General features: G+C 71.1%; 29 protein-coding genes. 12 read left to right on the top strand and 17 right to left on the bottom strand.

Annotated elements, in window-relative coordinates:
* Positions 1–32 precede the first annotated feature (32 nt).
* The 3 genes from nagZ to BM333_RS06580 form a co-directional block, all read right to left on the bottom strand.
* Positions 33–1,085: a beta-N-acetylhexosaminidase gene (nagZ, locus tag BM333_RS06570; RefSeq protein WP_092308711.1), complete on the bottom strand. Its 1,053-nt coding sequence runs from the start codon at positions 1,083–1,085 to the stop codon at positions 33–35.
* Complete coding sequence (locus tag BM333_RS06575; protein ID WP_092308714.1) at positions 1,082–1,828, bottom strand: SPOR domain-containing protein; 747 nt, start codon at positions 1,826–1,828, stop codon at positions 1,082–1,084. Before BM333_RS06575 ends, nagZ begins: the two co-directional genes overlap by 4 nt.
* 80 nt (positions 1,829–1,908) lie before the next feature.
* The gene (locus BM333_RS06580) at positions 1,909–3,084 is read right to left on the bottom strand and encodes a deoxyguanosinetriphosphate triphosphohydrolase (RefSeq protein ID WP_092308717.1); all 1,176 of its coding nucleotides are present in this window, start codon (positions 3,082–3,084) and stop codon (positions 1,909–1,911) included.
* A gap of 65 nt (positions 3,085–3,149) precedes the next feature.
* On the opposite strand from BM333_RS06580, the gene erpA reads away from it, so the two are divergent.
* Positions 3,150–3,527: an iron-sulfur cluster insertion protein ErpA gene (gene erpA, locus BM333_RS06585; protein ID WP_092308720.1), complete on the top strand. Its 378-nt coding sequence runs from the start codon at positions 3,150–3,152 to the stop codon at positions 3,525–3,527.
* On the opposite strand, the gene BM333_RS06590 is transcribed toward erpA, so the two are convergent.
* From BM333_RS06590 to BM333_RS06600, 3 genes are read right to left on the bottom strand one after another with little or no spacing between them, the layout of a single operon-like run.
* Positions 3,524–3,703 (bottom strand): hypothetical protein, encoded by a 180-nt coding sequence (locus BM333_RS06590; RefSeq protein WP_092308723.1) that lies wholly within the window; start codon positions 3,701–3,703, stop codon positions 3,524–3,526. The two genes, erpA and BM333_RS06590, sit on opposite strands and share 4 nt — an antisense overlap.
* Positions 3,704–3,754: 51 nt before the next feature.
* Positions 3,755–5,086 (bottom strand): dihydroorotase, encoded by a 1,332-nt coding sequence (locus BM333_RS06595; RefSeq protein ID WP_092308726.1) that lies wholly within the window; start codon positions 5,084–5,086, stop codon positions 3,755–3,757.
* The gene (locus tag BM333_RS06600; protein ID WP_092308729.1) at positions 5,083–6,048 is read right to left on the bottom strand and encodes a glycosyltransferase family 9 protein; all 966 of its coding nucleotides are present in this window, start codon (positions 6,046–6,048) and stop codon (positions 5,083–5,085) included. The genes BM333_RS06595 and BM333_RS06600 overlap by 4 nt, the downstream gene beginning before the upstream one ends.
* Positions 6,049–6,185: 137 nt before the next feature.
* On the opposite strand from BM333_RS06600, the gene BM333_RS06605 reads away from it, so the two are divergent.
* The 3 genes from BM333_RS06605 to BM333_RS06615 all read left to right on the top strand — a co-directional run bounded on the left by BM333_RS06605 (position 6,186) and on the right by BM333_RS06615 (position 8,831).
* Positions 6,186–6,734 carry a hypothetical protein gene (locus BM333_RS06605; RefSeq protein WP_092308732.1) on the top strand — a complete coding sequence of 183 codons (549 nt, stop codon included), beginning with the start codon at positions 6,186–6,188 and terminating at the stop codon, positions 6,732–6,734.
* 39 nt (positions 6,735–6,773) lie between these two features.
* Entirely contained in the window at positions 6,774–7,565 is a 792-nt protein-coding gene (gene ygfZ, locus BM333_RS06610; RefSeq protein WP_092308735.1) for a CAF17-like 4Fe-4S cluster assembly/insertion protein YgfZ, read from the top strand.
* 84 nt (positions 7,566–7,649) lie between these two features.
* Positions 7,650–8,831 (top strand): thiolase family protein, encoded by a 1,182-nt coding sequence (locus tag BM333_RS06615; protein ID WP_092308738.1) that lies wholly within the window; start codon positions 7,650–7,652, stop codon positions 8,829–8,831.
* A 12-nt stretch (positions 8,832–8,843) separates the two neighbouring features.
* On the opposite strand, the gene BM333_RS06620 is transcribed toward BM333_RS06615, so the two are convergent.
* Together BM333_RS06620 and BM333_RS06625 are read right to left on the bottom strand one after the other, a co-directional pair.
* A complete protein-coding gene (locus BM333_RS06620; protein WP_092308741.1) occupies positions 8,844–9,080 on the bottom strand; it encodes a helix-turn-helix domain-containing protein in 237 nt (78 codons plus the stop codon).
* Positions 9,080–9,577 (bottom strand): DUF2975 domain-containing protein, encoded by a 498-nt coding sequence (locus BM333_RS06625; RefSeq protein WP_092308744.1) that lies wholly within the window; start codon positions 9,575–9,577, stop codon positions 9,080–9,082. Before BM333_RS06625 ends, BM333_RS06620 begins: the two co-directional genes overlap by 1 nt.
* 92 nt (positions 9,578–9,669) lie before the next feature.
* Here BM333_RS06625 and BM333_RS06630 point away from each other — a divergent pair, with 92 nt between their 5' ends.
* The 3 genes from BM333_RS06630 (at position 9,670) to BM333_RS06640 (ending at position 11,851) form a co-directional block, all read left to right on the top strand.
* The gene (locus BM333_RS06630) at positions 9,670–10,629 is read left to right on the top strand and encodes an ABC transporter ATP-binding protein (RefSeq protein WP_092308747.1); all 960 of its coding nucleotides are present in this window, start codon (positions 9,670–9,672) and stop codon (positions 10,627–10,629) included.
* Positions 10,629–11,354, top strand: coding sequence for an ABC transporter permease (locus tag BM333_RS06635; RefSeq protein WP_092308750.1), 726 nt, complete (start codon positions 10,629–10,631; stop codon positions 11,352–11,354). The genes BM333_RS06630 and BM333_RS06635 overlap by 1 nt, the downstream gene beginning before the upstream one ends.
* 158 nt (positions 11,355–11,512) lie before the next feature.
* Complete coding sequence (locus tag BM333_RS06640; protein WP_092308753.1) at positions 11,513–11,851, top strand: VOC family protein; 339 nt, start codon at positions 11,513–11,515, stop codon at positions 11,849–11,851.
* 312 nt (positions 11,852–12,163) lie between these two features.
* On the opposite strand, the gene BM333_RS06650 is transcribed toward BM333_RS06640, so the two are convergent.
* The 6 genes from BM333_RS06650 to thiE all read right to left on the bottom strand — a co-directional run bounded on the left by BM333_RS06650 (position 12,164) and on the right by thiE (position 19,018).
* Positions 12,164–12,940, bottom strand: coding sequence for a Crp/Fnr family transcriptional regulator (locus tag BM333_RS06650; protein WP_092308756.1), 777 nt, complete (start codon positions 12,938–12,940; stop codon positions 12,164–12,166).
* 174 nt (positions 12,941–13,114) lie between these two features.
* Positions 13,115–13,948, bottom strand: a complete 834-nt coding sequence (locus BM333_RS06655; RefSeq protein WP_092308759.1) for a hypothetical protein — start codon at positions 13,946–13,948, stop codon at positions 13,115–13,117.
* A gap of 160 nt (positions 13,949–14,108) precedes the next feature.
* The gene (gene cydB, locus BM333_RS06660) at positions 14,109–15,134 is read right to left on the bottom strand and encodes a cytochrome d ubiquinol oxidase subunit II (protein WP_092308763.1); all 1,026 of its coding nucleotides are present in this window, start codon (positions 15,132–15,134) and stop codon (positions 14,109–14,111) included.
* Entirely contained in the window at positions 15,131–16,531 is a 1,401-nt protein-coding gene (locus tag BM333_RS06665) for a cytochrome ubiquinol oxidase subunit I (protein ID WP_245777176.1), read from the bottom strand. The genes cydB and BM333_RS06665 overlap by 4 nt, the downstream gene beginning before the upstream one ends.
* Before the next feature lie 101 nt (positions 16,532–16,632).
* Positions 16,633–18,294 carry a sensor histidine kinase gene (locus tag BM333_RS06670; RefSeq protein ID WP_092308766.1) on the bottom strand — a complete coding sequence of 554 codons (1,662 nt, stop codon included), beginning with the start codon at positions 18,292–18,294 and terminating at the stop codon, positions 16,633–16,635.
* A 64-nt stretch (positions 18,295–18,358) separates the two neighbouring features.
* On the bottom strand, positions 18,359–19,018 hold the full coding sequence (gene thiE / locus BM333_RS06675; protein ID WP_092308769.1) for a thiamine phosphate synthase: 660 nt from the start codon (positions 19,016–19,018) through the stop codon (positions 18,359–18,361).
* A 128-nt stretch (positions 19,019–19,146) separates the two neighbouring features.
* On the opposite strand from thiE, the gene BM333_RS06680 reads away from it, so the two are divergent.
* Positions 19,147–19,332, top strand: coding sequence for a (2Fe-2S)-binding protein (locus BM333_RS06680; RefSeq protein WP_092308772.1), 186 nt, complete (start codon positions 19,147–19,149; stop codon positions 19,330–19,332).
* A gap of 146 nt (positions 19,333–19,478) precedes the next feature.
* On the top strand, positions 19,479–19,979 hold the full coding sequence (gene bfr / locus BM333_RS06685) for a bacterioferritin (RefSeq protein ID WP_092308775.1): 501 nt from the start codon (positions 19,479–19,481) through the stop codon (positions 19,977–19,979).
* On the opposite strand, the gene BM333_RS06690 is transcribed toward bfr, so the two are convergent.
* The gene (locus BM333_RS06690; RefSeq protein WP_092308778.1) at positions 19,976–20,854 is read right to left on the bottom strand and encodes a CPBP family intramembrane glutamic endopeptidase; all 879 of its coding nucleotides are present in this window, start codon (positions 20,852–20,854) and stop codon (positions 19,976–19,978) included. The genes bfr and BM333_RS06690 overlap by 4 nt on opposite strands.
* Before the next feature lie 130 nt (positions 20,855–20,984).
* Between BM333_RS06690 and BM333_RS06695 the strand changes: the two genes are divergently transcribed.
* From BM333_RS06695 to BM333_RS06705, 3 genes are all read left to right on the top strand, one after another.
* A complete protein-coding gene (locus tag BM333_RS06695; protein ID WP_092308781.1) occupies positions 20,985–21,530 on the top strand; it encodes a tryptophan-rich sensory protein in 546 nt (181 codons plus the stop codon).
* 103 nt (positions 21,531–21,633) lie between these two features.
* Complete coding sequence (efp, locus tag BM333_RS06700; RefSeq protein ID WP_092308784.1) at positions 21,634–22,200, top strand: elongation factor P; 567 nt, start codon at positions 21,634–21,636, stop codon at positions 22,198–22,200.
* A gap of 93 nt (positions 22,201–22,293) precedes the next feature.
* A complete protein-coding gene (locus tag BM333_RS06705) occupies positions 22,294–23,100 on the top strand; it encodes an inositol monophosphatase family protein (protein WP_092308787.1) in 807 nt (268 codons plus the stop codon).
* A gap of 10 nt (positions 23,101–23,110) precedes the next feature.
* On the opposite strand, the gene recN is transcribed toward BM333_RS06705, so the two are convergent.
* Both recN and BM333_RS06715 read right to left on the bottom strand, forming a co-directional pair.
* Complete coding sequence (gene recN, locus BM333_RS06710) at positions 23,111–24,811, bottom strand: DNA repair protein RecN (RefSeq protein ID WP_092308790.1); 1,701 nt, start codon at positions 24,809–24,811, stop codon at positions 23,111–23,113.
* Between the two features lie 142 nt (positions 24,812–24,953).
* On the bottom strand, positions 24,954–25,811 hold the full coding sequence (locus BM333_RS06715) for an outer membrane protein assembly factor BamD (RefSeq protein WP_092308793.1): 858 nt from the start codon (positions 25,809–25,811) through the stop codon (positions 24,954–24,956).
* Positions 25,812–25,968: the final 157 nt, after the last annotated feature.

The raw sequence follows: 25,968 nt of genomic DNA on the forward strand, positions 1-25,968 counted from the left end.
CAGCGACCTGGCGCGCTTCGCGCCGCTGGAGGTCATGCCTGCGCCTCCCCGACATCGGGGCCTCGGGCGACATCGAGGCGGCCGCTCATGAGAGCGTCGAAGCGGGCCCGGCCCTCCAGCGGGTCGAACGGCTCGGGTTCCCGGACAATCCGGGCCAGGGCGGCCTCGGCCCGGCGGGCGGCCTTGCCCTTCAGCCTGTCGACGCCTTCGGCCACCGACCGCATCTCGCCGAGGTCGCCGTTGCAGTGCAGGACCACGTCGCAGCCGGCCTTCAGGGCGGCTTCGGCACGCTCGGCGAGGGCGCCGGACAGGGCCTTCATCGACAGGTCGTCGGTCAGGATCAGTCCCCCGAAGCCGAGGTCCCGGCGCATCAGCCTGACCGCCTTTTTCGAGGTGGTGGCGGGGCGTTTCGGATCGACGGCGTCGAAGACGACATGGGCGGTCATGGCCAGCGGCATGTCGGACAGGGCGCGGAAGGGGGCGAAGTCCCAGGCGTCGAGGTGGGCGAGGTCGGCGTGCACCACCGGCAGGTCGTGATGGCTGTCGGCGAAGGCGCGACCGTGGCCGGGCATATGCTTGATCACCGGCAGCACGCCGCCGGCCAGCAGGCCCTCGGCGGCGGCGCGGCCGAGTTGCGCCACCGTAGCCGGATCGCGGGCGTAGGCCCGGTCGCCGATGATGTCGTGGGCTCCGGGCACCGGCACGTCCAGCACCGGCAGGCAGTCCACCGTGATCCCGACCCCGCGCAGGTCGTGCGCCATCAGCCGCGCTCCGAGCCGGACCAGTTCGCGCGCCGCCAAGGGATCGTTGGTCGCCTTCAGGAAGGCGTCGCCGGGCGGGTATTTGGGCCAGTGCGGCGGGCCCATGCGCTGGACCCGGCCACCCTCCTGGTCGATCAGGATCGGCGCTTCGGGGTCGTCCACCGTCTCGCGCAGCTCGGCCGTCAGGGCGCGCAGCTGGTCGGGATCGTCCACATTGCGGCGAAAGACGATGAAGCCCCACGGCCGGGCGTCGGCGAAGAAGGCCCTCTCCTCCGCCGTCAGCCGAAGCCCGGAGCAGCCGTAGATCGCCGCCGAACGCGTCACCGGACGATGCAGTCCCCGCCGGAGGCCTTGATGGCGTTGCACAGGCCGGTCGCCTGTTCGCGGCTGAGGCTGGACACGGTGGTGCGGTAGACGGTCGAACCGTTCGAGGCGGTGACCTCCTGGACCCGGCGGCTGGCGCCCTCGGTGAACTGCGAATAGCGGCCGACGACGCGGTTGTATTCGCTCTCGGCCAGGGTCGGGGTCGAGAAGGCGCCGATCTGGACGCCGGAGGTTCCGCCGGCGGCAGGCGCGGCGGGTTCGGCCTTCTTCGCCGGCGGCGCGGGCGTGGTCGGGGCGGGGCGGGCAGGAGCGGGCGACGGCGCGGAGTCGGCCGGCGCCGGAGCCGGGCGCGGCTGCACCGTCTCCGGGGGCGGGGTGAAAGTCGGGGCGTCCGTCGGCAGCTCCGGCTCCGAATAGACGTCGATGCCCTCGGCCGGGTCGACCGGCTGGGCGTCGAGCGGGGCGGGGCCGGTGATCTCTCCGACCGGCGTGCCGACGGCGGGCGGGGCGTCGTCGGAGGAGCGCGGGCCGGCGCGGTAGTAGACCACCACCGCAATGATCAGCAGCAGGAGCACGGCGGCCGAAATGATCAGGGTCAGCGGCGGCGCCTTGCCGCCCCCGCCGCCGGCCGGCCGGCGCGGGTCGTAGCCCTGCCGGTTGAAGGGCAGGTCGTCGTCCGTCGGCGGCGTGTAGGCGCCGCGGTCGCGGCCGGGGTTCGGACGATAGGGGTCTTCGTGGGACATGGCCGCGCCTTCGAGAGTCGGTCCCGGCGCGAATCGACGCGCCGCGTGACCATCCTAACCGCCCCGCCCCGGCTTTCGAATCACAGATCGAGGGCGAGGTCGAGGCTGAACAGCTTGCGATGCTCCTCGATGGCGTAACGGTCGGTCATGCCGGCGATGTAATCGCACACCGCCCGGGCCTTGCGCGCCTCGTCCCCGGCCAGCGCCTTGCCGGACCATTCGGGCGGCAGGGTCTCGGGCTCGGCCATGAACAGCCGGAACATCTCCGCCAGGATGCGCCGCGCCTGGCTGCGCGTGCGATTGACCCGATAGTGTCGGTACATCCGTTCGAAGAGGAATTTCCGCAGCACGCCGAGGTCGGCGAGCATGGCCGGCGAGAAGGCCACCATCGGCCGGCGGGCGGTGCGGACGTCCTCGGTGGAGCGAACCGCGTCGGCCTCGATCCGGCGTTCGGTCTCGGCCAGCACGTCCTCGACCATGACGCCGATCATCCGCCGCACCGCCTCGATGCGCACCATGCGCTCGTCGATGCCCGGCCAGTCCTGGCGCACGCCGTGCAGGACGGGGCCGATCAGCGGGACACCGGCGAGGTCGTCGAGGGTGAACAGGCCCGCCTGCACCCCGTCATCGACGTCGTGGTTGTTGTAGGCGATGTCGTCGGCGATGGCCGCCGCCTGGGCCTCCAGCGAGGCGAAGGTGTCCAGCCGCAGGTCCCAGCCCTGGGTATAATCGACGATGGCCTTCCACGCCGGCTCGTCGAGGCGGTGCGCCACCGGGCCGTTGTGCTTGACCACGCCCTCGACCGTCTCCCAGCTGAGGTTCAGGCCGTCGAAACCGGGGTAGCGCTCCTCCAGCCTGGTCACCACGCGGAAGGTCTGGACGTTGTGGTCGAAGCCGCCCCAGGCCGACATCTGCGCCTGCAGCTCGTCCTCGCCGGAATGGCCGAACGGGGGATGGCCGAGGTCGTGGGCCAGGGCGACGGTTTCGGCGAGGTCGGTGTCGAGCCGGAGCGCGTGGGCGATCGAGCGGGCGATCTGCGCCACTTCCAGCGAGTGGGTCAGACGGGTGCGGTAGTGGTCGCCTTCGTGGGCCACGAAGACCTGGGTCTTCTCCTTGAGCCGACGGAAGGCGGTGGCGTGGATGATGCGGTCGCGGTCGCGCGCGAAGGCGTTGCGGGTGCGGCTGATCGGTTCGGGGACGAGCCGGCCCCGGCTGTGCTCGGGGTATTCGGCGAAAGGCGCGCGGTCGGGGATCAACGTCGGCGGCTCATGGCTGGAGGCGGGCCTTTGCGAACGGCCGCGCCCGCCTCATATAGAGCCGCGTGAGCACCGTCCAATCCGCCCCGTCCTTCGAGATCTCGCCGGCCTCCGCCGGCCATGGCCTTACCCTGGCCGAAAGCGCCGCCCGCCGACTGGCGAAGCTCGGCGAGGCCGAGGGCCGGCCGGTGATGCTCCGCGTCGCCGTCGACGGCGGCGGCTGTTCCGGCTTCCAGTACCGGCTTGAGCTGGTCGAGGCGTCGGAGCCCGATGATGTCCGCATCGAGGCGCACGGCCAGGCCGCGCTGGTGGACCCGGTGTCCCTGCCCTTTCTCAAGGGCTCGGAGATCGCCTTCGTCGACGACCTGTCGGGGGCGCAGTTCGTGGTGCGCAACCCGAACGCCGCCTCCAGCTGCGGCTGCGGGGTCAGCTTCTCGATCTAGTGCCGGCGGTCGCCGCGGTCGCCCTGGCCCTTCGGGGCCTCGTGCTTCGCCTGCCGCCGCTGGTCCTGCGCCAGCGACTTGCCGACGTCGACCATCTCGGTGAAGCGGCCCTCCTCGTCGCGGCGGGCGTAGCGCTTGTCGCCGGGGGTGGGCTCGATCAGTTCGCGCTTGCTCATGGCAATCTCCTTTCGCCCTGACGGAATCGCCGGGGAGTCAGGAGGTTCCCGTCAGGCCAGGGTCTCCTGGAAACGCACCGGCCGGCCATGGGCCGTTCCCTGAAGTTCGCCATCGCGCATGACCACCCGGCCGCGGACGATGGTCGCCTTCGCCTGACCGGTGCATTCCATGCCGTCGAACGGCGTCCAGCCCGAGCGGGTGGCCATGTCCGCATGCCGGAGGACGTGCTTCGCCTTCAGGTCGACGATGGTCAGGTCGGCGTCATAGCCCTCGGCCATGCGGCCCTTGCCGGCGATGCCGAACACCCGATTGGCCCCGTGCGAGGTCAGGTCGATGAACCGGTCGAGACTCAACCGCCCGTTGGCGACGTGGGTCAGCATGACCGGCACCAGGGTCTGCACCCCCGGCATGCCCGAGGGCGAGGCGGGATAGGGTCGCGCCTTCTCCTCGAGGGTGTGCGGGGCGTGGTCGGAGCCCAGCACGTCGGCGACGCCCTGCTCGATGCCGCGCCACAGGCCGGCGATGTGCGGCCCATTGCGGATCGGCGGGTTCATCTGGGCCAGGCCCTTGAGCCGCTCGTAGGCCTCGTCGCCGTCGAGGGTCAGGTGCTGGGGCGTCACCTCGACGGTGGCCACGTCCTTGTGGTGGCTGAGGAAGTCGATCTCCTCCGCCGTGGTGACGTGCAGCACGTGGATGCGGGCGCCGGTCTCCTGCGCCAGCCGCACGAGGCGGCGGGTCGACAGGATGGCGCTCTCGGGGTCGCGCACCTCCGGATGGCTGGTCCAGTCGCCGGCGCGGGCCAGCGGGCGGCGCTCGGCGAGGCGGTACTCGTCCTCGGAATGGAAGGTGGCGCGGCGCTTCACATGGCGCAGCACCTCGCGCACCCCGTCGTCGTCGGCGACCAGCAGGGTGCCGGTCGAGGCCCCCATGAACACCTTGACCCCGCAGCAGCCCGGCAGCCGCTCCAGCTCGCCGAGGAAGCGGGCGTTGTCGTGGGTGCCGCCGATGTAGAAGGCGTGGTCGGTCCACATCCGGTCGCGGGCGCGGTCCAGCTTGTCCTGCAGGGTGTCCGGGTCGGTGGTGTTGGGCTCGGTGTTCGGCATTTCGAACACGGCGGTGACGCCGCCCAGCGCCGCGGCGCGGGAGCCGGTCTCAAGATCTTCCTTCCATTCGAGGCCGGGCTCGCGGAAGTGGACCTGGGTGTCGATGACGCCGGGCAGGACGGTCAGGCCGGCGGCGTCGAAGGTCTCGCCGGCGGAGGCCTGCGACAGGTCGCCGATGAAGGCGATGCGGCCGTCGATCACGCCGACGTCGGCCTTCCCGTGTCCGGCGTGGTTGGCGACGTCGCCGCCGCGGACGATCAGGTCGAAGGTGCGGGTCATGACCCGGCGTTTACGCGCTCGGCCAGGACTTTGCGAGCCGCCTTGAGAACGCGCTCGGCGGAGACCTCGTTCATGTGCTGGATGGCCTGGTTGAGGCCGGGGTCGATCTTGCGGAACTCGGCGACGGAGCGTGGCCCACGCACCACCGTGCCGCCCCAAGGCCCGCGAACGGCGTCGTCGGACGGGCCGAAGGCGGCGACGACGGGCGCCCCGGCGGCGGCCGCCAGGTGGGTCCAGATCGAGTCGCCGCCGAGATAGAGGTCTGCCCGGCGGAGGGCGGCGACCGCCTGGAGACGCGACAGCCGGCCCTGCAGCTCAAGGGTGCGGCCGCGGGGCATGGCAAGGCGGATGGTGTGGGCGGCCCCGCGGTCGCCCTCGTCGCCGATCACCAGCACGCGGGCGCCGGCCAGCGGGCCGTCGGGGCCGGCCAGACTGGAGGCGAGGATGGCGTAGCGCTCGGCCGGCCACTGCCTGCCCATCCACTCCGCGCCGGGCGCGATGGCCAGGAGCGGCGCCCCGTCATCTGGGATCAGCCGGTCGACCGAGGCCTGGGTCGCCTCGGAAACGTACAGTCGGGGCGGCGGCGCCTCGTCGAGCTGCAGCACGCGCGCCGCCAGTTCGACCTTGTGCACGCCCGGCTCGTCCTCGCGCCGGACGGCGCGCTTCTGGCGCTTCAGCTTGTCGGAGAAGCGGGTGCCCCGCATGTCGACGACGAGGCCCCAGCGGGTGGCGCGGACCTGGTTCCACAGCCCCAGCCAGTCCAGCCGCCCCTCCTTCTCGAGCACGATCAGGCGGTCGAGGCGTGGGGTGTCGGCGAACAGCGGCGCGCTGGCGGGGGAGCCGACGACCGTGAAGCTGGCCTGCGGCATGGCCTCGACCAGATACGCCAGGGCGCCCGAGGAGAGGATGGCCTCCTCGGGGTCGGCCTCGGCGAGGTAGAGGATGGGAAAGCGGGCCGTCATGGCGGGATCGTAGACGGATTCTCCGGGGTTCAAGGGCCGGGGAGCGCCGCCACGGCGCGCCCGGAGCCACTTGGCTGTGGATGGTCCCGGCGGCGCGACATGTTGACCCCGGCGACGGTTCGGCCGAGGGAGCGGCGATGTCCCTTCCCCTCCTGCCCGGGCGCGAATGCGGCGGCTGCGTCGAGTGCTGCCGGGTGATCCCGCTGGATCTTCCCGAGCTGGCCAAGCCGACGGGCGAGCTGTGCGCCTACTGCGTCGACGGCGCCGGCTGCCGGGTCCACGCCATCCGGCCGCAGACGTGCCGGACCTGGTTCTGTCTCTGGCGGGTGATCGAGTTGTCGGACGAGTGGCGGCCGGACCGCAGCGGCATCGTGGTGCGGCCGGACGGGATCGAGGACGGGGTGATCACCCTGTTCGTGGTGCGGCGGACGGAGATGCTGGCCTCGCCGGAGCTGTTCGGCGTGGTCGCCGGGTGGCTGGCCGAAGGGATCGAGGTGGCGCTGAGCGTCCCGGGGCCGGTGGGGAGCTATCCGGCGCGGGCGGTGGTCACGGACTGGCTGCGGCCGGCGATCGAGGCGGGCGACCCCGCCGCCTTCGCGGAGCGGGTGATCCGGTCGCTGGACCGGCTGGCGCAGCATGACTGGCAGGCGGACGGGATCACGGCGCGCTACGCCGTCGAAGGCTGAACGCTTGGCCGCCGTCGCCCGCAGCCCTATCTCCGCGGCATGACCCGCATCGCCCGCCTCGACAGCCGCGCCCTCGTCCGGGTTCGCGGGCCGGACGCCCGGCCGTTCCTGCACAATCTGCTGACCCAGGACGCGGAGACGCTGGCGGCCGGGGAGCTGAGGTTCGGGGCCCTGCTGTCGCCGCCGGGGCGGTTGCTGTTCGACCTGTTCCTGTTCGGCGAGGCGGACGGCGTGCTGCTGGACGTCGCCGCCGACCGGCGCGAGGCGCTGCTGCAGCGGCTGGCCATATACCGGCTGCGGGCGCAGGCGACGGTGGAGCCGGTGGACGCCCCGGTGTTCGCCGCCTGGGACGGGACGGCGGACGGGTTCGCCCCCGACCCGCGGCTGCCGGCGCTGGGCGGACGGCGCTACGGCGGGGAGGCGGCGACCACCGCCGACGAGGACGACTTCCAGGCGCACCGGCTGGCGCGGGGGGTTCCGGACCCGGCGGCGGACGCGGTCCCGGACAAGACCTATCCGATCGAGGCGAATTTCGACCTGCTGAACGGGATCGACTTCGCCAAGGGCTGTTTCGTCGGGCAGGAGACGACCTCGCGAATGAAGCGGCGGGGGACGATCCGCAACCGCATGCTGCCGCTGGCGTTCGACGGGCCGCCGCCGCCGTTCGGGGCCGAGGTGCTGAACGGCGACCTGCGGGCCGGCGAGGTGCTGACCGGCCGCGCCGGGGCGGCGATGGCCCTGTTGCGACTCGACCGGCTGGAGGGGGCGCTGACGGTGGAGGGTCGGGGCGTGCAGGTCCGGCTGCCAGCGTGGTTTCCCGCGGCCGGCTGATGCTGCGCTGCGGCAAGAGTCATCTTGCACCTGCGGCGGAAAGGGACGATCTAACCGCCGAACGTTTTGAATGAGGATGCTCCCATGTCCGATCCCGTCGTCATCTGTTCCTTCGCCCGCACGCCGATGGGCGGCTTCCAGGGCGCGCTGTCGGGGGCCAGGGCCACCGATCTGGGCGCGACGGCGGTGAAGGCGGCGGTCGAGCGGGCCGGCGTCGATCCGGCGAAGGTCGAGCAGATCTTCATGGGCTGCGTCCTCCCCGCCGGCCTCGGTCAGGCTCCGGCGCGGCAGGCGGCCATCGGCGCCGGGCTGGGCCAGCACGTCGAGGCCACCACCGTGAACAAGATGTGCGGCTCGGGCCTGCAGGCCGCGATGATGGCGCATGACGCCCTGAAGGCCGGCACCGCCGACGTGATCGTGGCCGGCGGCATGGAGTCGATGACCGGCGCGCCCTACGTCATGGCCAAGCACCGCGGCGGGGCCCGCATCGGCCACGACGTCATCTCGGACAGCATGTACCTGGACGGGCTGGAGGACGCCTACACCCCGGGCAAGCTGATGGGGGCCTTCGCCGAGGAGACTGCGAGCCAGTACCAGTTCACCCGCGAGCAGATGGACGACTACGCCATCGAAAGCCTGAACCGGGCGCGCAAGGCGATCGAGAGCGGGGCCTTCGACAAGGAGATCGTTCCGATCGAGGTGAAGACCCGCAAGGGCGTCGAGGTGGTCTCGAAGGACGAGCAACCGCTGAAGGCCGATCCGGCCAAGATCCCGACCCTGCGCCCCGCCTTCTCGAAGGACGGCGCGATCACCGCCGCCAACGCCTCGTCGATCTCGGACGGCGCGGCCGCCCTGGTGATGACGCGCGAGAGCGTGGCCAGGGCCATGGGCCTGCCGATCGTCGCCCGCGTGGTCAGCCACGCCGCCCACGCCCACGAGCCGGGCCTGTTCACCACCGCCCCGGTGCCGGCCATGAAGAAGGCTCTGGAGAAGGCCGGCTGGTCGGTCGACGACGTCGACCTGTGGGAGGTCAACGAGGCCTTCGCCGTGGTCGCCATGATCGCCATGCAGGAGCTGGGCATCGACCGCGCGAAGTTGAACGTGAACGGCGGCGCCACGGCGCTGGGCCACCCGATCGGCGCCTCGGGCGCGCGGGTGCTGGCCACCCTGCTGTCGGCACTGGAGGCGCGCGGCGGCAAGAAGGGCGTGGCGTCGCTGTGCATCGGCGGCGGCGAGGCCGTGGCCATGGCGGTGGAGCTGGCCTGACGCCAGCGCCCCCTACTCCTCCTCGGCCGGTTCCAGATCCGCGGGATCGAAGGCGTAGTCGAGGAGGTCGCCGGGGCGGCAGTCGAGGGCGGCGCACAGCCGGGCAAGGGTCCGGAAGCGGATGCCCTTGACCTTGCCCGAACGGAACAGCGACAGCTGGGTCTCGCTGAGGCCCACCTCGCGGGCCAGGTCGCGGGCCTTGAGGCCCTTGCGGACGATCAGTTCGTCCAGCGTCACGCGCACCGGCATCAGACCATCTCGTCCAGCTCGGCCTGGACCCGGCCCGCCTGCTCGGCCACGCCGCCGAGCAGGAACAGGGCCCCGCCGATCATGCCGAGCGTCATGCCCGGCACATCGAAATACGCCCAGCCGCCGGTCCCGCCCTGAACCAGGCGGGACAGGTTGGTGATCCCGAACACGCTGAGCAGGCCGCCGACGCCAAGGGCGAGGCCGACGCGGCGGAGCGCGCTGGCCAGCGTCGGCTGGATCAGCCGGCCCTTCGCCAGCTGGCCCATGGCCGAGCCGATCGACCAGACCGCGAACAGGTAGAAGACCGTCGGCAGGGCCCAGATGGCGCCGGCGAGCCAGCGGCCGTCCGGGCCGGGGTCGCCGCGCGCCGCCATCACCGCCGGGGCGATGACGTGCATCAGGGCCAGCAGCGCCCCGACGCTGACCACCATGAAGATGGCCAGCCAGCGGAACTGGCGGCAGCGCAGGCGGAAGCGGTCGATGTCGGCGCGGCTCACGAGGGGTCTCCGAATCTGTCGTTTCTTTAATCTTGACTTAAAGGCACGCGCTCCGCAACTTTATGTAAGAGTTAAACGACAGGGAGGCGGCGATGACTGCGCCGGCGATAGAGACCCAGGGCCTGACCCGCCGCTTCGGCCGCCGCATGGCGGTGGATGCCGTGTCGATGGTCGTGCCCGAGCGGGCCGTTTACGGCTTTCTCGGCCGCAACGGCGCGGGCAAGACGACGACGCTGAAGATGCTGCTGGGGCTGATCCGGCCGGACGCCGGGACGGCGCGGGTCGGCGGCGTCGACGTCGGCGCCGACCGGATGGGCGCGGCCCGGAAGGTGGGCGCACTGCTGGAGGCGCACGGCTTCTACGGCAACCTCTCCGGGCGCGAGAATCTCGACCTGACGCGGACGCTGCTCGGCCTGCCGAAGAGCGAGATCGACCGGGTGTTGGAGGTGGTCGAGATGACCGCCGACGCGGGCCGGCGGGTGGCGGGCTACTCGCTGGGCATGCGCCAGCGGCTGGGACTGGCCCGGGCCATGCTGGGCGCGCCGCCGGTGCTGATCCTCGACGAGCCGACCAACGGACTGGACCCGGACGGGATCGCCGACATGCGCCGCTTCCTGCGCAGCCTGCCCGAACGGACCGGAGCCACGGTGCTGCTGTCCAGCCACCTGCTGGGGGAGATCGAGCAGACGGCGACGCACGTCGGCATCCTCAGCCAGGGACGGCTGGTGCTGGAGGGCGCGCTGGCCCGGCTGAAGGCCGAGCTGGCGCCGGAGATCGCCTTCGCCGTCGACGACGCCGCGCGCGGCGCGGCCCTGGCGACGGCGCGGGGGTTCGAGGTGGCGACCGCGGACGCCGGGCTCGTCGCCCGGCTGAAGCCCGGCGAGGACGCGCAAACCGCGGCGGCGGCGCTGAACCGGGCGCTGGTCGAGGCGGACGTCGCGGTCTTCTCCATCGGCGCGCGGCCGCGTTCGCTGGAGGGCATCTACCGCGACGTCTCCAGCCCCTCCTCCGCCGCCCAACAGCCTGTTCAACCGCAGCCGGAGTTCGCCTGATGCTGGCCGTCCTGTCCGTCGAGATCCGCAAGCTGAACCGCTCGCTGGCCGCCCTGCTGGCGGTCGCGGCGCCGACGCTGATCGCGGTCTTCGTCTTCTTCAACATGCTGCGCGGCAAGCAGCCGGCGCCGTGGGACATGTGGATGACCAGCGCCATGGGCATCTGGGCCTTCTTCATGCTGCCGATGAGCGTCACGGCGCTGACGGCGCTGGTGGCGCACATGGAGCACGGGCCGCGGTCGTGGGATCACCTGCGCGCCCTGCCGGTCGCCCGCTGGAAGATCTACGCCGGCAAGGCGGCCTGCGTGCTGGCGCTGGTGGCGGCGATGAGCGCGGCGGTGCTGGGCTTGACCTGGGCCGCGGTCGAGCTGGCCGCGGCGATCAAGCCGCAGCTGCGGCCGACCGGTCCGTTCGAGCTGGCCGGCTACGCCCGGACGCTGGCGATGATGTTCGCCGCCGCCCTGCTGCTGATCGCGGTGCAGCTGTGGACGGCGCTACGATTCGCCAGCTTCGTGCCGGGGCTGGCGGTCGGCATCGGCGGCACCTTCTTCGCGGTGGTGGCGACCTCAGCGAAACAGGGAGTGGTCCTGCCGTGGCAGATGCCGGTCAACATGCTGGCCACCGAAGCGTGGCGGGTGAACACGGCGCTGGGGCTGGGCGCCGGACTGGGCGCCGTGGCGCTGGTCCTGCTGGTCCTGCACCTGTCGCGGCGCGAGGTGCTGTAGGTCGCCGTCGAGGCTCATCAGGCGCGCCAGGGCGGTCCGGCCGATGGTCAGCACGATCATCGGCCGACTCCTGTTTGTGAGAACGATTCTCAGGTTTCCGCAGACGGGCGGCCGTGGCAAGTCGGAAACCGGATGGCGATCCGACAGGAGCGACACGGATGCGTGAAGACGGAAAGCTGGACTACATCGAACTGCCGGGCGGCGACCTGCCGGCGAGCAAGGCCTTCTACGGCGCGGCCTTCGGCTGGACCTTCCAGGACTACGGGCCCGAATACGCCGCCTTCGACGAAGGCATCGACGGCGGGCTGGACGCCCAGTCTGACGCGGTTCGCCAGCCGTTGCCGATCCTCTACGCCGCCGATCTCGAGGCGATGGCGGCGAAGGTCGAGGCGGCTGGCGGGATCGTCGTGAAGCCGATCTTCGCCTTCCCGGGCGGGCGGCGCTTCCACTTCCGCGACCCGGCGGGGAACGAGCTGGCGGTGTGGTCGGAGACCTGAGCCCCGCCGCCAAGGCCTGCGGCGACTGCGGCCTGTGCTGCAAGATCATGGGCGTGACCGCGCTGGCCAAACCGGCGGGCAAGTGGTGCCGGCACTTCTCGAAGGCCGGAGGCTGCGCGATCTATGGCGAACGACCCGACGACTGCCGCGTGTTCAACTGCCTGTGGCTGCTGACCGACGCCCTGGGGCCGGAGTGGAAGCCGACGGTCGCCGGCTTCGTGCTGCATAGCGAAGCCGGCGGGACGCGGCTGATCGTCGAGTGCGACCCGACCCGCCCGCACGACTGGCGGCGGCCGCCGTACGAGGCGACGCTCAGGCGGTGGGCGACGGCCCCGGCGATGGAGGTGCTGGTGTTTGCGGGGCTCCGGGGGTTGCGGCTCGGCCCGGAAGACCGGGTCGTGCGCCGTGCTCCCGGCCGCCCAGCAGAGAATGGTGCAGGTCGTAGCATTCGCAGGCGGCCCGCTTGAGGGCCGGAAGGTCGATGATGCGGATGACTCCGCGGCTGTAGCGGATCGACCCCGCCGCCTTGAGCGACATCGCGGCCGCGTTGACGGTGGTCCGCTGCACGCCGAGCAAGGTGGCCAGGTCTTCCTGGGTCAGGCGCAGCTCGTTGGATGCGGCCCGGTCGGCATGGACGAGAAGGAAGCGGGCCAGGCGCGACGGGGCGTCGTGCAGGGCGGCGCAGGCGACGCCGAGCGCGGCTTGGGCGTGATAGTCGTTGCACAGGCGAAGCAGGTCGCGCCGCGGATCGGCGCTCACCTCCACCTGGGCCCTCAGCACGCGGGCGGGAACCGAGAACACCGACCCGGACGCCTTCACCTCCACCGCCCAGCCGCAGGGCGCCTCGGCGAGGAAGGGCGGCAGGGCGGAAACGCCTTCGACGCCCATGATGAAGGTCTCGGCCGAGCGGCCGTCGCTGAAGGTGACGGTGTTGGCGAGGTAGGCCGTGGTTGGAAAATGCACGGTGTCGACCATGGCGCCCTGCTCGACGAGGATCTCGCCGCGGTCCACGCGACGCTCTGTCAGCCAGGGGACCAGGGCGGCGAAATCCGCATCCCGCATACCGGCGATGGTGTGGTTTCTGAGCATGGAAGCACTCCGGCGGCGGGGCGGGAGTGCGCAGCTGCTTGTGCCGAATTCTCTCAGCCTCCAGCGGCCAAAAGAGGCTGGAGGTCCAGATAGAGTGGTCGCGAAGGCGAGGAAGTTCCGCCGGCTTCACGACATTGCACGCGGAATTCGGCGTCGAGCGCCGATTTCCGACGCCTAGCGGACGTCCACCGACTGGGCGATCTGTTCCGCCAGGGCGCGGTCGGCGCCATCGAGGGTCATGGTCCAGACGTGGATCTCACGCGGGGCTTCCGCACGCTGGAACAGGTGCTCGACGGCGTGGCGGGCGCCCTGCTCCGTCAGGACCACGCTGGCGCGGCCGCCGGCCTCGACCATCTCGCCCGTGTAGATCGGAAACTGCGAAGCCGGGCCGACGTAGACCATGACGAACGACCGCTCCCCGCGGCGGATCGTATAGATGCGGAAGTCCGGGCCGGGGCGGCCGGTGACGATCTGGAAGCCGGCCGGAAGCTCGACCGAGAACGGCAGGGCGGCGCGCGCGGCGGCGTCAAGGACGGCGACCGCCGGGGTCGGCGGCGGGGCAGGCTCGGCGGCGGGCGCCGCGGCCGGCGGGGCGAGCGGCTCGACCCGCGCCGCCGGCGGGGGAGCGGGCGTGATGGGCGCGGTGCGCGCGGCGGGCGAGGGCTCCACGGGGATGGGGGCGGGGCGAGGCGGCTGGGTCTCGCCCGGGGCCTCGAACGGTTCGGGAATTGAGGAGCGCCGGGTGTCCGGGGCCGGCGAAGTCGGGGTTGGCCGAGCGGGAGCCGGTTCCGGCTGGACCGCGGCGCCCGGCGGAGTCGCCGGGGCAGCGGGCGGTGGCGTCGTCGCCGCCGGCGGCCGGGCGAGGTACTCCTCGATGGTCGGCGGGCCGCTGTTGAGGTCGCGCGTCAGGTCGCTGGCGGAACGCGGGGGCGGCGTCTGCGGAGCGGTCTGGGCGTCGGCGGCGCCGGCGAGAAGCAGGAAGGCGGCGGCGGGTACGAGGACTTTCATGGCCGCGACCTTCCTCCCTCAGCCCATGAACGGCAAGGCCCTGAGCGCATAGGCGACCGCCGCCGTGACCGCCGAGGCGGCGACGGCGAGACCGAGGAACCAGGCCAGGCGCTTCCACAGGGGGCCGGGAGATTCACCGGGCCCGGGCGGGGGCTCGATCCTAATGATAGCCGGCCTCCGGCGTGACCTTGCCGCGGAACACCCAGTAGACCCAGCCGGTGTAGGCGAGGATCAGCGGCAGGATGACCACCGTGCCGACCAGCATCAGGGCGAGCGCGTTGTCGGGCGCGGCGGCGGCGCGGAAGTCGACGCTGTACGGCGCGACATAGGGGAAGAAGCCGGCGGCAAGGCCCGCGTAGCCCGACAGGAAGACCAGCACCGCACCGACGAAGGGCCAGCCGTGGGAGGCCCGTCGTACGCCCCAGCCGACCAGGCCCAGGCCGATGAGGCCGAGCAGCGGAATCCAGGCCAGCGGCAGGAAGCGGCCGAAATCGAGCCCCCCTCCGGTCCAGCCCCAGCGCTCCGCCACCACCGGGTGAACCACCAGTGTCGAAAGGCTGACGCCGACGAGGAACAGGGCGGTCAGCACGCCGGAGATCACCGCCCAGCGGCGGGCGTCGCCGTGCAGCTCGTCGGCGGTCTTCCACATCAGCCAGGCGGCGCCGAGCAGGGCGTAGCCGCAGACCAGACCGGCGGCGACCAGCAGGGTGTAGGGGGTGAACCAGTCGAAGGTCCCGCCCGCGAAGCGGTCGTCGACCACCTCGATGCCCTGGATGAAGCCGCCGAGGATCAGACCCTGGGCGAAGGCGGCGAGGATGGAGCCGAAGGCGAACATGGCCGTCCAGAACGGGCGGCCGCGGCGCTGGCCGCGGAAGCGGAACTCGAAGGCCACGCCGCGCAGGATCAGGCCCGCGAGCATCAGGATCACCGGCAGGTAGAAGGCCGGCATGACGATCGAATAGGCCAGCGGAAACGCCGCCAGCAGGCCGCCGCCGCCCAGCACCAGCCAGGTCTCGTTGCCGTCCCAGACCGGGGCGACAGTGTTCATCATCACGTCCCGGTCCTCCTTGTTCCGCGAGAAGGGGAACAGGATGCCGACGCCGAGATCGAAGCCGTCGAGCAGGACGTAGAGCAGCACGCCCGTGGCGATCAGTCCGGCCCAGATCAGGGGGAGGTCGAGGCTCATGACGGATCTCCCGGAGCGTCCTCGGGGGCGGCGGCGAGCGGGGTGCCGGGGGCGCGCTGGCCCTCGGGCTTCGGCTCGGCGGCGCCGGCGACCGGGCCCTCTCGCAGCAGACGGAGGACGTAGATCGCGCCCGCGACGAAGACGATGGCGTAGACGGTGACGTAGATCAGCAGCGAGGTGGCGACCGAGCCGGCGGTCACCGGCGAGACGGCGTCGGCGGTGCGGACGAGGCCCTGCACCACCCACGGCTGGCGGCCGACCTCGGTGACGACCCAGCCGGCGACCACCGCCACGAAGCCGGACGGCCCCATGAGGACGGCGAAGCGGAGGAACAGCCGGTCGTCGGCGAAGCGCTTGCGCCACACCAGCCAGGCGCCCCAGAGGCCGAGCCCGAGCATCAGCACACCCAGTCCCACCATGACCCGGAAGCTCCAGAACACGATGAAGACCGGCGGCTGGTCCTCCGGCGCGAAGGCGTCGAGGCCGGTAACCACCTCGTCGGCAGGGGCGACCAGCACGCCGCCGCCGGGAATGGCCAGTTCGAAATGGTTCGACTGCGTGGCCCGGTCGGGGATGGCGAAAAGGATCAGCGGGTGGTTGGCGTCGGTCTCCCAGTAGGCCTCGATAGCGGCCAGCTTCTGCGGCTGGTGGTCCTTGGCGACGAGGCCGGACTCGTGGCCGACCAGCACCTGGACCGGGGCGAGCACGGCGATCAGACCGATGGCCATCTTCAGGGCCAGGCGGCTCTCCTCCTGGCCGCGGTTTCGCAACAGCTGGAAGGCCGAGGCGGCGCCGACCACGAGCGCCGTGGTCAGGAAGGCGGCGATCAGCATGTGCGCCAGCCGGGTCGGGAAGCTGGGATTGAAGATCGCCTCCATGAAGCTGGTGGCCACGATGCGGCCGTCGGCCAGCACCTCGTAACCCGCCGGGGTCTGCATCCAGCTGTTGGCCGAGAGGATCCAGAAGGCCGAGATGGAGGTGCCGATCGCCACCAGGCAGGTGGCGAGGAAGTGCAGCCTCGGCCCGACCTTCTTCCAGCCGAACAGCATGACGCCGAGGAAGGAGGCCTCGAGGAAGAAGGCGGTCAGCACCTCGTAGGCCAGCAGGGGGCCGATGACCCCGCCCGTCAGGCGGATGAACTCCGACCAGTTGGTGCCGAACTGGTAGCTGAGCACGATGCCGGAGACGACGCCCATGCCGAAGCTGATGGCGAAGACCTTCACCCAGAACAGGTAGAGGGTCTTGTATGCCTCGCGCTTCGTGCGCAGCCACAGGCCTTCCAGCACCGCGAGGTAGGCCGCCAGACCGATGGTGAAAGCCGGGAAGAGGATGTGGAAGGCGACGGTGAAAGCGAACTGAAGCCGCGACAGGATCAGGGCGTCGTATTCCAAGGCCATACCCTTTCGAGCAGCGAGGCCCGGGAAGGCTACGCCCGCAGGCGGCGCCTGTCACCCGGCGCCCTGTCGCGCGACGGAACGCCTCAGCTTGCGGAAAGGGGTCAGGCCGCGGGCAGTTCGACCCAGAAGGTGGCTCCCTCGCCCGGCGTCGAGTCGACGCCGATCGATCCGCCCTGCAGCTCGACCAGGCGCTTGGCCAGGGCCAGGCCGATGCCGTGGCCCTCGACGGCGGATCGCTCCAGACCCAGCCGGTTGAAGGGCTCGAAGAGCTGGGCCTGCTTTTCCGGCGTCAGCCCGGGGCCCCTGTCGGTGACCTCAAGCCGCACCCCGTCGTGAATCCGGCAGGCCCTCATGACGACGACGCCGCCGGCCGGGCCGTACTTCACCGCGTTGGAGGTCAGGTTGCTGACCACCTGGGCGAGGCGCTGGGAGTCGGCCAGGGCGATGAGGCCGTCGCCCTCGTTGATCATCTCGAAGCGGATCGCCTGGGCTTCCGGACGCAAGGCGGTGGCGCGGCGGACGTCTTCGAGCACGCCGGGCACGTCGGTCGGACGCAGCTCGACCTTCACCGCCCCCGATTCCGCGCGGGCGACGTCGAGCAGGTCGTGGGCCAGCGACTCGACCTGACGCGCCGTTTTGACGAGCATGTCGGCCATTTCGGCCTGGGTCGCATTCACGGGACCGAGCTGACCGGTCTTCCACAGTTCACCGATGCCGATCACGCCGCCGACCGGGCTCTTGATCTCGTGCGCCACGTTGGCCAGGAGCCGGGACTTCGCCTCGGACGCCCGTTCGGCGCGAGCCTGGCCGGCGCGAGCCCGGTCGCCGAGGCGGTCCCGCTCCTCGAGCAGGGCGGCGACGAGCAGGATGGGCAGGTAGCCGAGCAGGACCAGCAGCTGCGCCATCATGGCCCGCTCCGGTCCCGGGAAGGCGGCGTAGGGACCGTAGCCCAGCATGCTGCCGCCGACTGCCAGAACGGTGATGATGACAAGGCCGGCGGTGGTCCCGATCACCCTTAGCCGGACGGCGACAAGCAACAGAAGCGGCAGCACCAGAAAGGCGACGGGCGCGGCGCTGCGGAGAAAGATCGTGGCGGCGACGACGGTCAGCGCCAGGAGCAGGACCGCCGCTTCCGCGGCCCGGGGAAACGCCCGATAGCGCACCAGCTCCCGTCGGGTGACGGCCAGGCCGAAGCTGCCGACGACAGCGATGCTCAGGGCGTGGCCGAACCACCAGGTCTGGGTCGTCTCGAAGAAGTCGGCGCCGTTCATCCACCACAGCATGCCGCCGACGAAGACCGCGGCGGGCAGCGGCGCGACGGCGGCGGCGCTTATCAAAAAGCGGCTCGCCCCCTCGACGCTGGCGAGGTTGAGCGTCGGCGCGAACCGCCGCGCCAGCAGCACGGCGACGTAGATGTCGAGCATGTTGGCGACGGTGAACATCGCCGTCGTCCCTGTGGAGTTGCCGGCCAGCAGATTGCCCGCCGCAAGACCCAGCGCGGCGAGCCCGCCGAAGGACAGGTCGTACATCGGCCCGCGCGAGGTGCGGAGCCAGACCGCGACCGCCAGGCCTGCCGAGCCCCAGAGGGCGGCGACCATGTCCGCCGAGCGCGCGAACGTCAGGGAGAGCACGGTGAGGACCATCACGGCCATGGCCGTGAACACGGGCGCGAGCGGCTGCCGGGCGCCCAGCGGGGCCGCGACGGGCGACGCCTTGAGGACGGGCCTCGCCGGCAGGGGCTCGAGCGCGGGGCTCATGGTCATGGTCGGGTCCGGACGTCTGGAAACCGGACCGGCTTACCCTGCGCTTCCTAATATCCCCTGAAAATCAGAAGGCGCCGGCCAGCGCCGCATCGAAGGCGCGCACCGCCGCGGCCGGACCTTCGGGGGCGTTCCACACTGCCGAGCTCACCGCCACGAAGTCGGCGCCGGCCCGCGCCAGCTCCGGGGCGTTGGCGGGGGTGATCCCGCCGATGGCGACGCAGGGCGTCTCCACCGTCTCCTGCCAGATCGACAGAATCTCGGGATCGGGTCGGTGCGTGGTCGCCTTGGTGTCGGTCGGGAAGAAGGCGCCGAAGGCGACGTAGTCGGCCCCCGCCTCCGCCGCGTCCATGGCCAGCTCGCGGCTGTCGTGGCAGGTCACGCCGATCATCGCCTGCGGCCCCATGATCCGCCGCGCCTCGGCGTAGGAGGCGTCGGACTGGCCGACGTGCACCCCGTCGCAGCCGGCGCGGGCGGCGAGATCGGGGCGGTCGTTGAGGATCACCGCCACGCCCCGGGCGCGGGCCACGGGCGCCAGGGCGGCGACCGCCGCGAGGATGGCGGCGTCGTCGACGTCCTTGAGCCGGATCTGCAGCGCCGCCACATCGCCGGCGTCGAGGGCCTCGGCCAGCGTCACGGCGAAGGCCGCCGGATCGGGAATGGCGGGCGGGGTGATCAGATAGAGCCGGCACGGCGGACGGGGCGGGGCGACGGGTTCTCTGGCCATGGCGCGGGATTGGGACGCCGTCGGCCGTGCGTCAATCGGTTACGTACAATTCCCGAATGCGAACGACTTGCATTCGCCTCATTCCCGTGGCTATAGCGAACTGTTCGCAATCGCATCGGATTTCCGCCGTGTACGTCTGCAACTGCAACGGTCTGCGCCAGCGCGACGTCGCCGCCGCCATCGACGCGGGCGCGACGCGGCCGAAGGACGTGTTTGACCGCCACCAGTGCCGGCCGCAGTGCGCGCGCTGCGTCTGCGAGATGCGCGAGATGATCGACGAAAGCCGCGACGCCTTCGCCCTCGCCGCCGAATAGCTGCACACGCCTTTTACTCGCATTTTCAATGTGCTGAGAAGTGTTCGCAGGTGAACACACTCGCGCGGCGCGTGTTATGAATGCGGCGAGCGACGGGTGATTCAGGGCGTCAGGTCGACGACCGCCCCGCCGACGGGAAGACGATCATGAAGGGCGACCCCGCGATCATCCGCACCCTCAACGCGGTGCTGACCAACGAGCTGACCGCGGTCAACCAGTACTTCCTGCACGCGCGGATGTTCGAGAGCTGGGGGCTGAAGCACCTCGGCCAGATCGTCTACGACGAGTCGATCGGCGAGATGAAACACGCCGACAAGCTGATCAAGCGCATCCTGTTCCTCGACGGCCTGCCCAACCTTCAGGACCTGCACAAGCTAAAGATCGGCGAGAACGTGTTCGAATGCCTCGGCGCCGACCTGGCGCTGGAGCTCGGCGGACGCGACGCCCAGATCGCCGGCATCGCCCAGTGCGAGGCGGCGAAGGACTACGTCAGCCGCCAGATCCTGTCGGAGATCCTCGCCGACACCGAGGAGCACATCGACTTCCTCGAGGCCCAGCACAAGCTGATCGAGCAGCTGGGCGAGCAGAACTACCTGCAGTCCGCGATGACCGAGATCGCCCCGGACCGGAGCGCGACGGGGAACTAGAGGCCGACGGCCAAATGGCTGCCGAGGTTGAGGAGCGTGTGGACGGCGGCGATCAGGGCGATCGACCCTGACCTGAGCCAGAGCACGCCGAGGAAAAGCCCCAGCAGCACCTGCATCAGAAACTGGGGGGCGTAGTCGAAAGCGACGATCTGGAGCAGCGGCCAGTTCGCCTCGAACAGCGGCTGCGCGAAGGCGCCCGGCACGTGCATCAGTCCGAACGCCACCGCTGACAGGAACACCGCTTCAAACCGGGAGCCGAGGCGCTCCAGCAGGGCGGTCATCAGCATAACCCGGAACACCACCTCTTCCATTGAGGCCGCGAGGAAGGTGACGGGAAGCACGAAGAGAACGCGTCCGATCGAGGGAGGATCGAGTCGATCCGGAGCCCACGACCAGGCCGCCCAACTCCATGCCGTCGCAATCCCGATCCCGACGACGCAGAGCACGAGCAGGGAGGGCCAACCCGGCCGCGCTACCCGGCTCGGCCAGCGAACCTCCCGTGCCAGCAGGAAGGCGGCGGGCACGAGCGTCGAGGCGATGAGGGAGACGACTATCGCACTAAGCGCATCAAGGCGACCCATCCACTCAAGCGCCCGTCCGCCTGCCAACATGACGCCCATTGTGGAGACGATCATCCAGCCGATCGGGCGAAGCTGATCCGGCGTTCGCATCGTCCAGTAGGTCGCGTTTCCCCCGGTCGCCCAGCGCAGCGCCAGGAACACCGCCCCGAAGAGGATGAGCGTCAGGACGCCGAACACGGCGATGATCTCGGCGACGAATTCGTCCCCGAGGACGCCCGGCCGGGAGACGCACACCCACCATGCCAGTGCAGCCAGCGCCGCCGCCGAAAGTTGAGACAATCTGCGCGACGTCATCCATCCCCCCGATACGCCTGGGGCGACGGTAAGCGCGACCTTCGCGGCGGCGCAACCACAGCGCGTTCCTCCCGGGATGCGGAACCGGCCCTCTCGCGCATCATTGTTCCGGGCGGAAAAGGAGAGCCGGATGGTTGCGATCGACGAGGCCGTGGACAATGCGAAGGACGCGGCGACGGACTTCCTGAATGCCGAAGGCCGTCACCCCGGGCATGTGCTGCTGGGGGCGCTGCTGACTGTCGGCTTCGCCTTCGCCGCCACCACCCTCGCCCGCCGGGCCATCCGGCCGCAGCCGCTGCACGAGGCGGACGGCGGCAAGCCGGTGACCGAGCGGCCGCGCGGGGCGCTGAGCCTGATCCTGCCGGCGGTGTTCTCGGCCACCACATTGTCGGCGCTACGGGTGTGGAACGCTCCGCCGGCGCCCGCCCGCAGTCGCGCCATCGGCCTGTGGACCGCGGCCCAGGCGCTGAACGCCGTGTGGATCGCCCTGCGCCCGGCCAGCCGCGGCCTGCAGATCGCTGCGGCCATGTCGACGGCGGGCATGGCGGCGGCCTTCGCCCACGAGGCCCGCAAGATCGACCTGAAGGCGGGCCAGTGGGCCGCGCCCATGGGCAGCGGGGTCCGCATCGCCAATACGGTGCAGGAGAAGGTCGACGAGCAGCCGACGCTGCACTGAGCCCGGCCGCCTTGCCGGGCGCCGTGGTTTCCTCTAGGGACTGCGCCCGATTTCGCGCGCGCCGGACGGTCGGACGCCCGCGCCTCCAGACCTCCGAGATTCCATGAAGATCAACGGCAACACCATCAAGCCCGGCATGGTCCTGCAGCACAACGGCGGGCTGTGGGTGGTCACCAAGGCCAGCCACGTCAAGCCGGGCAAGGGCGGCGCCTTCGCCAACGTCGAGGCCAAGAACCTCGAGACCGGCAACAAGCTGAACGAGCGCTTCCGCTCGGAAGACAAGGTCGAGCGCGTCACGCTCGAGCAGAAGGACTTCTCGTACCTGTACGAGCAGGGCGACGCCCTGGTGTTCATGGACGACGCCACCTACGAGCAGATCGAGCTGCAGAAGGACTGGGTCGGCGACGAGCGCATCCCCTACCTGCAGGACGGCATGAAGGTGGTCATCGAGATGCACGAGGGCCGGCCGATCGGCCTGGAGCTGCCCGAGCAGGTGACCCTGACCGTCGCCGAGACCGAGCCGACGGTGAAGGGCCAGACCGCCTCCTCGTCCTACAAGCCGGCCATCGCCGACAACGGCGTGCGCATCATGATCCCGCCGTACATGTCGGCCGGCGAGCGCATCGTGGTCGACACGACGACGGGCGAATACGTCCGCCGCGCCGACTGATCCTTCCGGCTCCATCGGGGCCGTCCAGCGTTTGAACTTCTCCGCCTGTCCGGGCTGCGCGCCTTTTCAGGACTTGCGGACCAGGAGATTCCCATGGCCCTCGCCTCCGCCCTTCTGCAAGTGATGATGGACGCGGTCCGCAAGACGGCGCGGCCGATCCTGCGCGACTTCGGCGAGGTGTCGAACCTGCAGATGTCGAGGAAGGGCCCGGGCGACTTCGTCACCGCCGCCGACCTCAAGGCCGAGCAGACCCTGTTCGAACTGCTCACCAAGGCCCGCCCCGGCTACGGCTTCCTCGGCGAGGAGCGCGGCATGATCGAGGGTACCGACAAGTCGCACCGCTGGATCGTCGACCCGATCGACGGCACCACCAACTTCATGCACGCCATGCCGCACTTCGCCATCACCGTGGCGCTGGAGCGGTTCGCCCCCGACGGCGGTTCGGAGATCGTGGCCGGGGTGACCTACAACCCGGTGATGAACGAGATGTTCTGGGCCGAGAAGGGCAAGGGCTCCTACCTCAACGACGGTCGCATCCGTGTGGCCGGACGCAAGGATCTGTCGGAGAGCCTGATCGCCACCGGACTGCCCTTCATCGGCAAGACGGGGCACGCCCAGGCCATCAAGGACATCCACGCGGTGGGGCAGCGGGTGGCGGGCATCCGCCGGCTGGGTTCGGCGGCGCTGGACTTCGCCTGGGTCGCCTGCGGCCGGTACGACGCCTACTACGAGCGCAATCTGCAGCCGTGGGACGTGGCGGCGGGCCTGCTGTTCGTCACCGAGGCGGGCGGGATCGTGACGACCATCGACGCCGACGGCGATCCGAAGGCCGGCAAGCAGATCCTGGCGGCGAATCCGGAGCTGCACCCGCAGCTGCGCAAGGTGCTGCAGGGGGCCTGAGCCCCCTCCCCTAGCCGATTAGCGCCCTGGCGGCGGCGCGCGCCTCGTCGGTGACGACGGCGCCCGACAGCATGCGGGCGATCTCCTCCAGCCGCTGCGTCTCGTCCAGCGCATCGACGGTGGTGGTCGTCAGGCCGCCGGCGTCGGACTTGCGCACCTTCCAGTGGACGTGGCCGCGGGCGGCGACTTGGGGGCTGTGGGTGACGACCAGAACCTGCGCGCCCTGCGACAGGCGCTGAAGCCGGGTGCCGACCGCCTCGGCCACGGCCCCGCCGACGCCCTGGTCGACCTCGTCGAAGATCATCACCGGCTGGCGCTGGTCCTCGCGGCCGGCGAGCGCCGCCTTCATGGCGAGGGCGAAGCGGGCCAGTTCGCCGCCCGAAGCGATGGCGTCGAGCGGGCCGAAGGCCGTACCGGCGTTGGTGGCGATCTCGAAGCGCACCGTCTCGACGCCCAAGGGGCCGCGACGGCCCTCGGCCACCGGCTCGAAGGCGACGCGGAAGCGGGCTCGTTCCAGCTTGAGCGGCCCCAGTTCCTCCATCACCGCGGTCATCAGGCGCTCGGCGGCGGCTTCGCGCGCCGAGGTCAGCAGGGTGGCGGCCATGTCGTAGGCCTCGCGGGCGGCGGCGGCGGCGCGCTCGGCGGCGGTGATGGCCTCGGCGCCATCCTCGATCAGGCGCAGCTGCTCGCGGAAGCGGACGCGCAGCACCGGCAGCAGTTCGACGGATGTGTTCAGCTTGCGGGCCGCGGCGCGCAGGGCGAACAGCCGCTCCTCGGCCTTGTCCAGCCGCCCGGGCTCGAAGTCGAAGGCGTCGGCGGCCGCGTCGACGGCGGCGATGGCTTCCTGGGCCTCGACGAGGGTGCGGTCGATGGCCTCGGCGGCGACGGAGAGGCGCTGCAGGATGGGATGGTCGGGCTCCGCCCCCGCCTGCCCCGCCCTCTGCCGGGCGTGCTCCACGGCGCGCAGGGCGGCGGCCAGGTTGCGGGCCAGCTTGTCGCCGCCCAGCTGGGCGCGGGCGTCCTGGAGGTCGGCGATGGCCTTCTCGGCGGCGCCGAGGATGGCGCGTTCCCCGGCCAGTTCGGTCTCCTCGTCCGGCTGGGGATCGAGGGCGTCGAGGTCGGCGAGGTTCTCGGCCAGTTCCCCGGCCCGGGCGGCGGCGTCGGCGGCTTCGGCTTTCAGGGCCGCGACGGTCTGCTCGGCCGCCTTCAGGCGTTCGGCGGCGCGGGCCACCCCGTCGAGTTGCGGCTGCAGGCCGCCATAGGCGTCGAGCAGGGCGCGATGGGTCTTCCAGTCCAGCAGGCCGACGGTCTCGTGCTGCCCGTGCACCTCGACGAGGGCCTGGCCGATCTCGCGCAGGGCGGCGACGCCGGCGGGCTGGTCGTTGACGAAGGCGCGGCTGCGGCCGTCGGCGGTCAGGGTGCGGCGCAGGATCAGCTCCTCGCCGGGCGCGACCTCGAAGCCCTTTTCGGAGATCAGCTCGATCAGGGTCGGGTCGTCCGGCGCGGCGAAGACGGCGGTGGCCGAGGCCTGTTTCGCACCCGCCCGCACCAGGCCCGCTTCCGCCCGGGCGCCGAGCGCCAGACCCAGGGCGTCGAGGATGATCGACTTGCCGGCGCCGGTCTCGCCGGTGAGCACGGTCAGCCCGCTTTCGACCTCAAGGTCCAGCGCGTCGACCAGCACGATGTCGCGGATGGACAGGGCCGTCAGCACGGGAGTCTCCCGCGAAGGATGGAGGGGCCGGCGGGACGGACAGGTGGAATGGACAAGACGAATCGGTCTCCGGCGACGCCGGAGGATGCGAAGCAACGACCGCCCCCGGCAAGGCCGAGGCTAGCGGAACAGAACGGAAACGTCAGCCCGGAATGATCCGGCGCAGCCAGCTCTCGCGCTGGCCGGAGGGCTCGACGTCCGGGCGCGAGCCCTCCTCGGTCAGGAGGGCGTAGGCCTCGGCGTACCAGGGGCTGCCCGGATAGTTGTGGCCCAGCACGGCGCCGTTGCGGGTCGCCTCCTCCTTGAGGCCCAGCCCCAGGTAGACCTCGACGAGGCGATAGAGGGCCTCAGGGGTGTGGGAGGTGCGCTGGTAGGCCTCGTTGTCGATCACCGCCTTGTAGCGATTGATGGCCGCCAGCGGCTGTCCGGCGCGCTGGTAGTAGCGCCCGATCGACATCTCCTTGCCGGCCAGCTGGTCGTTGACCATGTCGATCTTGACCGTGGCGTCGATGGCGTAAGGGGTGCCGGGGTAGCGCCGCGCCACGTCCCGGAGCCCATCCAGCGCCGCCTGGGCGTAGCCCTGGTCCCGGCCCACGTCGGTGATCTGCTCGAAGTTGCAGAGCGCCTTCATGTAGAAAGCGTAGGGCGCGCTGGGATTGCCCGGGAACAGGGCGATGAAGCGATCCGCGGCGGCGATGGCCTCGGCGTAGTCATTGCTCTGATAGTAGGCGTAGATCTGCATCAGAATGGCGCGGCGCGACCATTCCGAATACGGGTGCTGGCGCTCGACCTCCTGGAAATAGTCGATCGCGTCGTTCCAGCGGCGGGATTCGAGGCGCTGGTAGCCGGTGTTGTAGAGGGCCTCGACCGGGCGTTCCTCATAGGCGAGACGCGGGCGGTTGCCGCGGCCGGAGCAGGCGGAGATCGTCAGGGCCGAGACGGCCACGGCCGAAAGGATCAGGCCGGTGCGGAACTTCGAAGCAGACAAGGACGACCTCAACTTGCAGGCCGGCGGGCAACCTCCCGTCGGCGCCCCCGGAAACGAGACGCGTTCTCTACACCAGCGGACAAGCTCGCGCCAATGCCGCCACGAAGCCGCAAAAACGCAGGGCCGCGCCTTGTGGCCCGGCCATCCCCTGTTATGAAGCGCGCCAGCG

Origin of the sequence: Brevundimonas viscosa, assembly GCF_900116065.1 — a bacterium.
Classification (GTDB): Bacteria; Pseudomonadota; Alphaproteobacteria; order Caulobacterales; family Caulobacteraceae; genus Brevundimonas; species Brevundimonas viscosa.

Bases quoted from the DNA above. Each gene is read 5' to 3' on its own strand.
- cydB (WP_092308763.1), bottom strand. From the start codon at position 15,134: ATGAGCCTCGACCTCCCCCTGATCTGGGCCGGACTGATCGCCACGGGC.
- BM333_RS06615 (WP_092308738.1), top strand. From the start codon at position 7,650: ATGTCCGATCCCGTCGTCATCTGTTCCTTCGCCCGCACGCCGATGGGC.
- BM333_RS06600 (WP_092308729.1), bottom strand. From the start codon at position 6,048: ATGACGGCCCGCTTTCCCATCCTCTACCTCGCCGAGGCCGACCCCGAG.
- BM333_RS06635 (WP_092308750.1), top strand. From the start codon at position 10,629: ATGCTGGCCGTCCTGTCCGTCGAGATCCGCAAGCTGAACCGCTCGCTG.
- BM333_RS06595 (WP_092308726.1), bottom strand. From the start codon at position 5,086: ATGACCCGCACCTTCGACCTGATCGTCCGCGGCGGCGACGTCGCCAAC.
- BM333_RS06590 (WP_092308723.1), bottom strand. From the start codon at position 3,703: ATGAGCAAGCGCGAACTGATCGAGCCCACCCCCGGCGACAAGCGCTAC.
- BM333_RS06605 (WP_092308732.1), top strand. From the start codon at position 6,186: ATGTCCCTTCCCCTCCTGCCCGGGCGCGAATGCGGCGGCTGCGTCGAG.
- ygfZ (WP_092308735.1), top strand. From the start codon at position 6,774: ATGACCCGCATCGCCCGCCTCGACAGCCGCGCCCTCGTCCGGGTTCGC.
- efp (WP_092308784.1), top strand. From the start codon at position 21,634: ATGAAGATCAACGGCAACACCATCAAGCCCGGCATGGTCCTGCAGCAC.
- BM333_RS06690 (WP_092308778.1), bottom strand. From the start codon at position 20,854: ATGACGTCGCGCAGATTGTCTCAACTTTCGGCGGCGGCGCTGGCTGCA.
- BM333_RS06620 (WP_092308741.1), bottom strand. From the start codon at position 9,080: ATGCCGGTGCGCGTGACGCTGGACGAACTGATCGTCCGCAAGGGCCTC.
- BM333_RS06650 (WP_092308756.1), bottom strand. From the start codon at position 12,940: ATGCTCAGAAACCACACCATCGCCGGTATGCGGGATGCGGATTTCGCC.
- bfr (WP_092308775.1), top strand. From the start codon at position 19,479: ATGAAGGGCGACCCCGCGATCATCCGCACCCTCAACGCGGTGCTGACC.
- thiE (WP_092308769.1), bottom strand. From the start codon at position 19,018: ATGGCCAGAGAACCCGTCGCCCCGCCCCGTCCGCCGTGCCGGCTCTAT.
- BM333_RS06575 (WP_092308714.1), bottom strand. From the start codon at position 1,828: ATGTCCCACGAAGACCCCTATCGTCCGAACCCCGGCCGCGACCGCGGC.
- BM333_RS06630 (WP_092308747.1), top strand. From the start codon at position 9,670: ATGACTGCGCCGGCGATAGAGACCCAGGGCCTGACCCGCCGCTTCGGC.
- BM333_RS06695 (WP_092308781.1), top strand. From the start codon at position 20,985: ATGGTTGCGATCGACGAGGCCGTGGACAATGCGAAGGACGCGGCGACG.
- BM333_RS06665 (WP_245777176.1), bottom strand. From the start codon at position 16,531: ATGGCCTTGGAATACGACGCCCTGATCCTGTCGCGGCTTCAGTTCGCT.
- BM333_RS06655 (WP_092308759.1), bottom strand. From the start codon at position 13,948: ATGAAAGTCCTCGTACCCGCCGCCGCCTTCCTGCTTCTCGCCGGCGCC.
- BM333_RS06670 (WP_092308766.1), bottom strand. From the start codon at position 18,294: ATGACCATGAGCCCCGCGCTCGAGCCCCTGCCGGCGAGGCCCGTCCTC.
- BM333_RS06640 (WP_092308753.1), top strand. From the start codon at position 11,513: ATGCGTGAAGACGGAAAGCTGGACTACATCGAACTGCCGGGCGGCGAC.
- BM333_RS06705 (WP_092308787.1), top strand. From the start codon at position 22,294: ATGGCCCTCGCCTCCGCCCTTCTGCAAGTGATGATGGACGCGGTCCGC.